We start from the raw sequence: 9058 nt of genomic DNA, 5'->3' as shown, positions 1-9058 counted from the left end.
ATGCGTCCGCACTACCCCACCGCATGAGCCCTACTATCGGCTCGCCATGACAGCAGCAGGGAAGCACCAGGTGAGCCGCGCGGAAACCTCACGGCGAGGCAGCCGGCCGGGCCGGGCGGGCATCAGAGACGTGGCCGCCGCCGCCGGAGTCTCCATCACGACCGTCTCCGACGCCCTCAACGGCAAGGGCCGACTCCCGGATGCCACCCGGCGCCACGTCCGCGAGGTCGCCGACCGGCTGGGGTACCGTCCCTCGGCCGCCGCCCGCACCCTCCGTACCGGCAAGTCCGGCCTCATCGGCCTGACCGTGACGACGTACGGGGATGAACCTTTCACCTTCACGGAGTTCGCGTACTTCGCCGAGATGGCGCGGGCCGCCACCTCGGCCGCGCTTGCCCGCGGCTACGCCCTCGTCATCCTGCCCGCGACCTCCCGCCACGACGTGTGGTCCAACGTCGCCCTGGACGGCACGGTCGTCATCGACCCCTCCGATCAGGACCCGGTGGTCAGCGAGCTGGTCCGGCAGGGACTCCCGGTCGTCTCCGACGGGCGCCCGGCCGGCTCGCTGCCGGTCACCGCCTGGGTCGACAACGACCACGAGGCCGCCGTCCTCGGCATCCTCGACCACCTCGCCGACGCCGGCGCCCGACGGATCGGCCTGCTCACCGGCACGACGACGGACACGTACACCCATCTGTCGACCACCGCCTACCTGCGCTGGTGCGAGCGCGTCGGCCAGGACCCGGTCTACGAGGCCTACCCCGCGCACGACCCGTGCGCGGGCGCCGTCGCCGCCGACCGGCTGCTCGCCCGCCCGGACCGGCCCGACGCGGTCTACGGACTGTTCGATCCCAACGGCACGGACCTGCTGGCCGCCGCCCGCCGCTACGGGCTCCGCGTCCCCGACGACCTGCTGCTCGTGTGCTGCAGCGAGTCCATGGTCTACGCGAGCACCGAGCCGCCCATCACCACGCTCTCCCTGAAACCCCGCCGCATCGGCACCGCGGTGGTCCAGCTCCTCATCGACGCCATCGAGGGCGTGGATTCGAACCAGCCGGTTGAGCAGGTGATACCGACCGAGCTGATCGTGCGCACCTCCTCCCAGCGGCGCCCGCCGCGCACGACGGTCAGTCCGCCGCGAATGCCGGACGACAAATAGCGCCCAAAGCAGGGCGCTCACCCCGCACCTTTCTCGGCCGGTGGAGGGAGCAGGGCGGGCCGGCGGTCAGTGAGCCGGGGGTTCGGCCGGCGTGGAGTCGGCCGAACCCCTGCCCAAACGGGGCGAAAGCCGCGGTGAACTGGAGTCTTGTTCCGATTCACCACCCCTGGGTCATCACACGGCGCGACGCGCATTCCTATGATGGGCCCACGACACCGTGGACCGCTGCGACCAGGCAGTCCGAAGCGGTGCAGCTGCGGCGCGATGGTGGAGGGGTCTGATGACTCAGGGGGCCGGTCAGGGACCCGAAGTGGAGCGGACGGCGACGCTGCGCGACTTCCGGGTGCCTGCATACGTCCACGAGACCGGTCCGTACGTCCGCACCGCCCCTCCGGGCGACACCGTGCCGCCCGCCGACGAGGCGTACCCCGACGGCTACACGCCCACCCGGCGTGATCTTCCCGTCATCAACCGGACGGAGACGGTCCAGGTCCCCGTCGAACCGGCACCCACGGCCCCCGCCCCGCAGCCCGCGGCCGGGCCCGGACCGCTGTTCGTCGTCGGAGACGTCCACGGATACCTCGACGAACTGGTGACCGCCCTGCAGGAACAGGGTCTGATCGACGCCTCGGGTCAGTGGTGCGCGGGCGCCGCCCGGCTGTGGTTCCTCGGCGACTTCACGGACCGCGGGCCCGACGGCATCGGCGTCATCGACCTCGTGATGCGGCTGTCCGCCGAGGCCGCGGCGGCCGGCGGCTACTGCAAGGCCCTCATGGGCAACCACGAACTGCTGCTGCTCGGTGCCAAGCGGTTCGGCGACACGCCCGTCAACTCCGGCGCGGGAACCGCCACCTTCCAGGCGGCCTGGCTGCTCAACGGCGGCCAGAAGACCGACATGGACCGACTCCAGGACCACCACCTGCAGTGGATGGCCCGCCTTGACGCCATCGAGGAGGTGGACGGCTATCTGCTCGTGCACTCGGACACCACCGCCTATCTCGACTACGGCGACTCCATCGAGGCGGTCAACGACACCGTCCGCGAGACCCTCACCCGCAATGACGCGGACGAGTGCTGGGATCTGTTCCGCAAGTTCACCAAGCGCTTCTCCTTCCGCGACGAGGGCGGCGCCGACGCCGTGCGCTCCCTCCTCGATACGTACGGCGGGACCCGCATCGTTCACGGCCACAGCCCGATTCCCTACCTCCTCGGCGAGGTCGGCTCCGAGGAGGGCGAGGAGGGCACCGGCCCGGTCGTGGAGGGACCGCACGTCTACGCCGACGGGCTCGCCATCGCCATGGACGGCGGGGTGACCATGGCCGGAAAACTCCTGGTCCGGCAACTTCCCCTGACTACCTGACCGTTCCGCGGGCAGGCGTCCCCCGGCGGAGTACGCGCAGGCCGAAGGGCAATTTCCGGCAACCCCCTGTCACCGTGCGCCGTCACGGCTCTACCATCGGCTTATCCGTAGCAGGCTCCCCTCCGTTTCTGCCCGACGGCTCGCCGGCGTGCGAGCCCCAAGCCCTACGGAGCATCGGGGGATGCACATGAACAGCGTTCCGCAGCACCTGCAGAGCGAGGACCGCCTGGAATTCGAGCGGCTCCTCGATGAGGCGCTGCGCTCCGCACCGCACCGGCCGGAACTGGCCGCTGTCGGACAGCGGCTCAATTCCGAGCAGTTGCGCACCATGGCGCTCAATGCCAGCGCCCTGATCACGGCCGCCGCCGCGGCCGAATACCAGCACTATGTGAAGGTCCGCGAGGAACTGCGCCATCCGGCGATGGCCCCGTCGACCACCCGCGACTCCCCCCTCGATGACGAGAGTCCGGCCACGACGGGACTCGTCACCAGCCTCGGCGAGGCCGCCGAGAACACCGGTGCGGGCGCCGTCGCGGTCATCGCCGTACTGGCTCCCGTCCTCTCCGGAACCGCCGCCGCGATCTTTCTGCTCGTCGGCTACATCCTGAAGACGCTCAGCCCCGGACAGGCCTTCGGGCAGACCATGCTCACCGCCGGCTGGGTGTTCGGCGCGGTGACGGCGGCCACGATCCTCGTCGCCGCCGTCGGACTGCTCCTCACCGCCCTGCGCAACGGCAGTTCGCCCCAGGCCCAGGCACTGGACGCGGCCCACCGGGAACTGGACAGGGCCAGAGAGGCCTGGCGGGACGCTCTGCTGGAGCGCGGCATCCTGCCGTTCCTGCGAGAGGCACTCGCCGATCCCGGACCGGCCGCCCTGCACCACACGACGCCGCCCGCCCCGAGCGGCCGCATGCCGCGCCTGGGATACGGCCGCCCCGGCTTCAGCAGCCCCGACGACGGCACAGACTCCGGCCGCCCGAGCTTCACCAGCCCGGACTACACGAGCCCGGAATTCGGCGGCCCGGAGCACCAGCCCGACTGACCCCGCAGCACTATCCGAACAACCCGGCTCGCGCTCCCGGACTCCAGGGGCCCGACCGGGCGGACCGAGCGGCCAACCGGTGTGGCGTCACCACCCCGGTCAGCCGCGATCCCGCCGTCCCCAGCCGCACCTGCCACCGCACCGGCCGCACCGGAGCGGCGATTTCCTTCCCTCTGCCTCAGTCGGCGATCGGCAGGTACACCCTGTTCCCGCTCGCCGCGAACTCCTTCGACTTCTGGGCCATGCCCTCCTCGATGTCGGCCCGGCTGCCGCCGTGTTCGCGGCGGATGTCCTGCGAGATCTTCATGCTGCAGAACTTCGGCCCGCACATGGAGCAGAAGTGGGCCGTCTTGGCGGGCTCGGCCGGCAGGGTCTCGTCGTGGAACTCCCGTGCCGTGTCCGGGTCCAGGGCGAGGTTGAACTGGTCCTCCCACCGGAACTCGAAGCGCGCGTCGGACAGCGCGTCGTCCCACTCCTGCGCACCCGGGTGTCCCTTGGCGAGGTCGGCCGCGTGTGCGGCGATCTTGTAGGTGATGACGCCGGTCTTGACGTCGTCCCGGTTGGGCAGGCCCAGGTGTTCCTTGGGCGTGACGTAGCAAAGCATCGCCGTGCCCCACCAGGCGATCATCGCGGCACCGATGCCGGAGGTGATGTGGTCGTACGCCGGCGCGATGTCCGTGGTCAGCGGGCCGAGCGTATAGAACGGAGCTTCATCGCAGATCTCCTGCTGAAGGTCGATGTTCTCCTTGATCTTGTGCATCGGGACATGCCCCGGGCCCTCGATCATCGTCTGTACGTTGAAACGCTTCGCGATCCGGTTGAGTTCCCCGAGCGTGCGCAGTTCGGCGAACTGGGCCTCGTCGTTGGCGTCCGCGATCGAACCCGGCCTGAGGCCGTCGCCCAGCGAGTACGTGACGTCGTAGGCGGCGAGGATCTCGCACAGCTCCTCGAAGTTCTCGTACAGGAACGACTCCTTGTGGTGCGCCAGGCACCACGCGGCCATGATCGAGCCGCCGCGCGAGACGATGCCGGTCTTGCGATTGGCGGTGAGCGGGACGTACGGCAGCCGCACGCCGGCGTGGACGGTCATGTAGTCCACACCCTGCTCGGCCTGCTCGATGACCGTGTCCTTGTAGATCTCCCAGGTCAGTTCCTCGGCCCTGCCGTCGACCTTCTCCAGGGCCTGGTAGAGGGGCACGGTACCGATGGGAACGGGGGAGTTGCGCAGCACCCACTCGCGGGTGGTGTGAATGTTGCGGCCGGTGGAGAGGTCCATGACCGTGTCGGCGCCCCAGCGGGTCGCCCAGGTCATCTTCTCCACCTCCTCCTCGATGGAGGAGGTCACCGCCGAGTTGCCGATGTTGGCGTTGACCTTCACCAGGAACCGCTTGCCGATGATCATCGGCTCGATCTCCGGGTGGTTGACGTTGGCCGGCAGCACCGCACGACCGGCCGCGATCTCCTCACGGACCACCTCGGGAGAGACGTTCTCGCGAATGGCCACGTACTCCATCTCGGGGGTGACCTCGCCCCGGCGGGCATACGCGAGCTGTGTCACCGCCTCGCCGTCCCGGCCCCGGCGTGGCTGACGCGGCCGCCCCGGGAAGACCGCGTCCAGGTTGCGCAGCCCACCGCGCGGCGAGGTGTGCTTGATCCCGTCGTCCTCGGGACGGACGGGACGGCCCGCGTACTCCTCGGTGTCGCCGCGGGCGATGATCCAGTTCTCCCGCAACGGCGGCAGACCCCTGCAGACATCGGTGTCGACGAGTGGATCGGTGTACGGGCCCGACGTGTCGTACAGCGTGACCGACTGCCCGTTGGTGAGGTGCACCTGACGGACCGGCACGCGCAGGTCGGGGCGCGAACCCTCAACGTACGCCTTGTGCCAGCCGATGGACTTCCCGGCCTCCTGGGACGTGTCGTCCTGAACGGAGGCAGGCGTGCGTGCGTCCTTGTTGGTCATGAGACCTACTCCCTACGCCGGCATTACCCGGTAACAGGTTCGGCGGTCGACGCAGCGGTTTCCGTTCGGCGACGTTTCCTGCGGAACATCGTCTGTTCCACGTGAAACATCGCGTGTACGGAGGTCAGCGCCCTCTCAGCCCGGTGCTCCGAGCTCCCGCGTGTGCAAAGGTGCCTCCACGCTAGCGTCATATGTGGCGCGGTGAACAGTGGGCCCCTGCCCTTCTTGCAATGATCCGGCGGTGACCAGGATGGAGCAGTATCCGTATCAGCCGCCTGAGCCGCGCCATCAAGGCGGCTCGGGACCGGACGACGGCTACGGCCACGACGACCCTGTGACCAGCGGTCATGGGCAGGGAGCCGGGTTCGCCGGGGGCGACCGGGGCACCGGACAGGCATCCGGAGGGGACGACGACCGCGGTCACGGCCACAGTAAGGGCCACTCGCACGGCCACAGCCACGGCCCCGCTGCTCCCGTCTCCCAGCACCTGCGCAAGGTCATCGCCGCGATCCTGGTCCCTTTCACCGCGGCGGTCGTCGTCGGCCTGCTGGTGCTCTGGCCGGGGGAAGCCCCACCCCACAAGCGCACCGGTGTCGGCTTCGACCGGGAGACGCAGCAGGCCACGGTCACCGCGGTCGTCGAGGTGAGCTGCAAGTCGGTGAACGCTTCCGGTGACACCCCGACCGGCGACACCGCCACCGCCGAGGGCACCTCGGCGGAGCAGGAGGCGAAGGGCACCTGCAAGAAGGCGACCGTCCGGGTCGACACCGGCAAGGACAAGGGCCGTACGTTCACCGAGATCGTCCAGCCGGACCAGCCACGACAGCTGCACCAGGGCGAGAAGGTGGTGGTCGCCTACGAGCCCTCGGCGCCGAAGGACCTGCAGTACTCGGTGGCCGACGTGGACCGGAAGTTCCCGATGACGCTGCTTGCGGGGATCTTCGCGCTCGCGGTCGTGGTGGTCGGCAGGCTGCGCGGTGTCATGGCGCTCGTCGCACTGACCGTGAGCTTCCTGATCCTGACCCTCTTCATCCTGCCCGCGATCCTCCAGGGCTCGAACCCGCTGCTCGTGGCAGTGGTCGGAGCGAGCGCCATCATGCTGATCGCGTTGTACATGTGCCACGGCCTGTCGGCGCGGACTTCGGTGGCGGTGCTCGGCACGCTGATCTCCCTGTCACTGATCGGTGTACTCGGCTCCCTGTTCATCGGCTGGGCCGCCCTCACCGGCAACACGGACGACAACACCGGTCTGATCCACGGCCTGTATCCGTCGATCGACATGAGCGGTCTGCTGCTGGCCGGCGTCATCATCGGCTCACTCGGCGTCCTGGACGATGTGACCGTGACGCAGACGTCGGCGGTCTGGGAGCTGCACGAGGCCAATCCGTCGATGGGCTGGCGGGGGTTGTACCGAGCCGGTATCCGTATCGGCCGCGATCACATCGCTTCCGTGGTCAACACCCTTGTCCTCGCCTATGCCGGTGCCGCGCTGCCGTTGCTGCTGCTGTTCTCGATCGCGCAGAGCAGTGTCGGGACCGTGGCCAACAGCGAACTGGTGGCCGAGGAGATCGTGCGCACGTTGGTGGGTTCGATCGGTCTCGTCGCCTCGGTCCCGGTCACGACCGCGCTCGCCGCCCTGGTGGTCTCGGCCGACCGTCCGGGCCCCGGCACAACGGCCGTGACAGGGGGTCAGCCGGCCCCGGCGCGCGGCGGCCGTGGCCGCCGCCGGAAGCGGTGAGCGTGCCCCCGGGCCGACGCCGTGAGCGGCGAACGGTGAGCGGCGAGCGCCGAGCCACAGTGGGCCGACCTGAGACGCGGTGCGTCCAGCCGCAGCCGGCATCGGAACGGGAAGCGCCGGGGCGCCCGAAACGGGGTACGCCCCCACGTCCACGCAGAAGCGTTCCTGCATGCGTCCACGCGGCACGGTGGAGCGCCCGGCGCCCCGTGCCGTAACACTTCAGCCCGCGCTCTGTTCCTCGGCCAGGATGCGGTCCAGGGCCTCCTCCAAATGGGCGTCGAAGTCGGCCAGGGCGCCTTCCTGACCCAGTGGCACGAGCTTGTCGGTACGGTCCAGGAAGGCCACGAGCGGAGGGGCGGAGGAGCGGAACAGGGCCTGGTCACTTCCCACCTGAAGCCTGATCAGCACCTCGCCCAGCACCTCCCCACTGACGGGAGCGATGTGGACATCCCCTTCCCCGCACGGCCGGCCGACGCCGTCGATCAGCAGCTCACGTCCGAACGCCCAAGTCACCGGGGCATCTCCGGGCAGATGGAAGGTGAGCCGCACGGCATAGGGATCACAGGTCTCGTAGCGCAACTCCACCGGGATGCGGAAGGAGAGTTCCTCCGACACGAGAAAGCTCATCATGACCTCTGCCTGTACGGACTCGCGCATCGTCTACCCCGTCATATGACATCGACTGGCCGGGATTGATCCCTGTCGCCGTGGTCAAATCTTGCTGAACGTACACGGGAGATCACAAGGAGTAAGTTTTCAGATACTGATAGAGAGCGTCAGGGTGCCCAGATGCCGCCCGATCTCCGTCTGGAGCCGATGGGCCGCGGGCAGCAGCCGGTCGGCCTGGTCGGCCGGCAGCGACATGGCCATCGTGGCCACGGTTGTACCGACGGTGATCGGAACCGCCGCGCACACCGTCCCGAGCGCGTACTCCTGGCGCTCCACCACCGGTTCCATGCGCGGCATCCGTGCCAGCCGCCGCAACAGGGCATCGTTGTCGCGGACCGTGTAGGGAGTGAGGGACCGCACGGGATAGCGGGCGAGATGCTCGCGGCGGGCGTCCTCGTCCAACTGCGAGAGCAGACACTGTCCGATGGCGTGCGCGTGGCCGGTCTCGCGGAAGTCGGCCCACTCCTCGACCGCCGGCGCCTCGGGAGAGTCGGAGACGCACATGACCTCGATCTCACCGGCCCGGTACATCGCGTAGTACACCGGCACACCGATGGAATCACGCCAGTGCGCGAGCGTATCGGCCACCGCGCTGCGACGTTTCTGCTGGGCTCCGCTGCTGCTCAGCCGCTCGGCCGCGTCACCGAGGAAGAACCGCCCCTTCTCGCGGCGCAGATAGCCCTCGTGCACCAGGGTGCGCAGCAGGTGGTAGGTCGTCGGGAGGGCTAGGCCGGTCTCGCGGGCGAGTTGCTTGGCGGGCGCGCCGTAGACATGCGTGGCGACGGTCTCCAGCAGGCGCATGGCGCGCTGGACGGACCCGATGAGCGTCGCGGCGGCCGGGGGGCCGGGAGCGCCGGCAGGAAGCCGTGGACCGGGGGCGTCGGCGCGCGGCGCGGGGCCCGGGGCGTCGGCGCGCGGCGCGGGGCCCGGGGCGTCGGCGGCGTGCGGTTGTTCGGGGACCGCGACGGCAGGCGGCCGGTGGGTGGGGTGCACGCAGGGGCGCGGTGGGGTGGGGGGTGCGTGGGGTTCTGCCGGTGCGGTGTCAACCGTGGCCAAGGGGGTCACTCCCGGAACGCGAGGGGCAGCCCGTGCGAAGGAAGAGCACGGAGGGGATCTGCGCCGTCCGC

At 69.8% G+C, this 9058-nt stretch carries 7 protein-coding genes; 4 read left to right on the top strand and 3 right to left on the bottom strand.

Translation table 11 applies throughout. The features are described from left to right. The first annotated feature begins 46 nt into the window (after positions 1–46). The 3 genes from ACZ7HQ_RS25055 (at position 47) to ACZ7HQ_RS25045 (ending at position 3561) form a co-directional block, all read left to right on the top strand. Positions 47–1159 carry a LacI family DNA-binding transcriptional regulator gene (locus ACZ7HQ_RS25055; protein ID WP_470993989.1) on the top strand — a complete coding sequence of 371 codons (1113 nt, stop codon included), beginning with the start codon at positions 47–49 and terminating at the stop codon, positions 1157–1159. A 280-nt stretch (positions 1160–1439) separates the two neighbouring features. Beyond that, a complete protein-coding gene (locus tag ACZ7HQ_RS25050) occupies positions 1440–2519 on the top strand; it encodes a metallophosphoesterase (protein WP_470993988.1) in 1080 nt (359 codons plus the stop codon). A gap of 181 nt (positions 2520–2700) precedes the next feature. Further along, a complete protein-coding gene (locus tag ACZ7HQ_RS25045) occupies positions 2701–3561 on the top strand; it encodes a hypothetical protein (RefSeq protein ID WP_470993985.1) in 861 nt (286 codons plus the stop codon). Positions 3562–3739: 178 nt separating this feature from the next. Here ACZ7HQ_RS25045 and thiC read toward each other — a convergent pair whose 3' ends face one another. Further along, complete coding sequence (thiC, locus tag ACZ7HQ_RS25040; protein WP_470993984.1) at positions 3740–5524, bottom strand: phosphomethylpyrimidine synthase ThiC; 1785 nt, start codon at positions 5522–5524, stop codon at positions 3740–3742. A gap of 250 nt (positions 5525–5774) precedes the next feature. Here thiC and ACZ7HQ_RS25035 point away from each other — a divergent pair, with 250 nt between their 5' ends. Then, positions 5775–7262, top strand: a complete 1488-nt coding sequence (locus ACZ7HQ_RS25035; protein WP_470994403.1) for a YibE/F family protein — start codon at positions 5775–5777, stop codon at positions 7260–7262. Positions 7263–7481: 219 nt separating this feature from the next. Here the strand turns inward: ACZ7HQ_RS25035 and ACZ7HQ_RS25030 are convergent, their stop codons facing one another. Continuing rightward, positions 7482–7919 (bottom strand): SsgA family sporulation/cell division regulator, encoded by a 438-nt coding sequence (locus ACZ7HQ_RS25030; RefSeq protein WP_470993981.1) that lies wholly within the window; start codon positions 7917–7919, stop codon positions 7482–7484. A gap of 99 nt (positions 7920–8018) precedes the next feature. After that, positions 8019–8753: an IclR family transcriptional regulator gene (locus tag ACZ7HQ_RS25025; protein ID WP_470994400.1), complete on the bottom strand. Its 735-nt coding sequence runs from the start codon at positions 8751–8753 to the stop codon at positions 8019–8021. Positions 8754–9058 lie beyond the last annotated feature (305 nt).

The organism is Streptomyces sp. NPDC037290, from assembly GCF_055603245.1.
The sequence above is the reverse complement of the archived record's forward strand: the minus strand, read 5'-3'. Positions and strand labels throughout refer to the sequence as shown.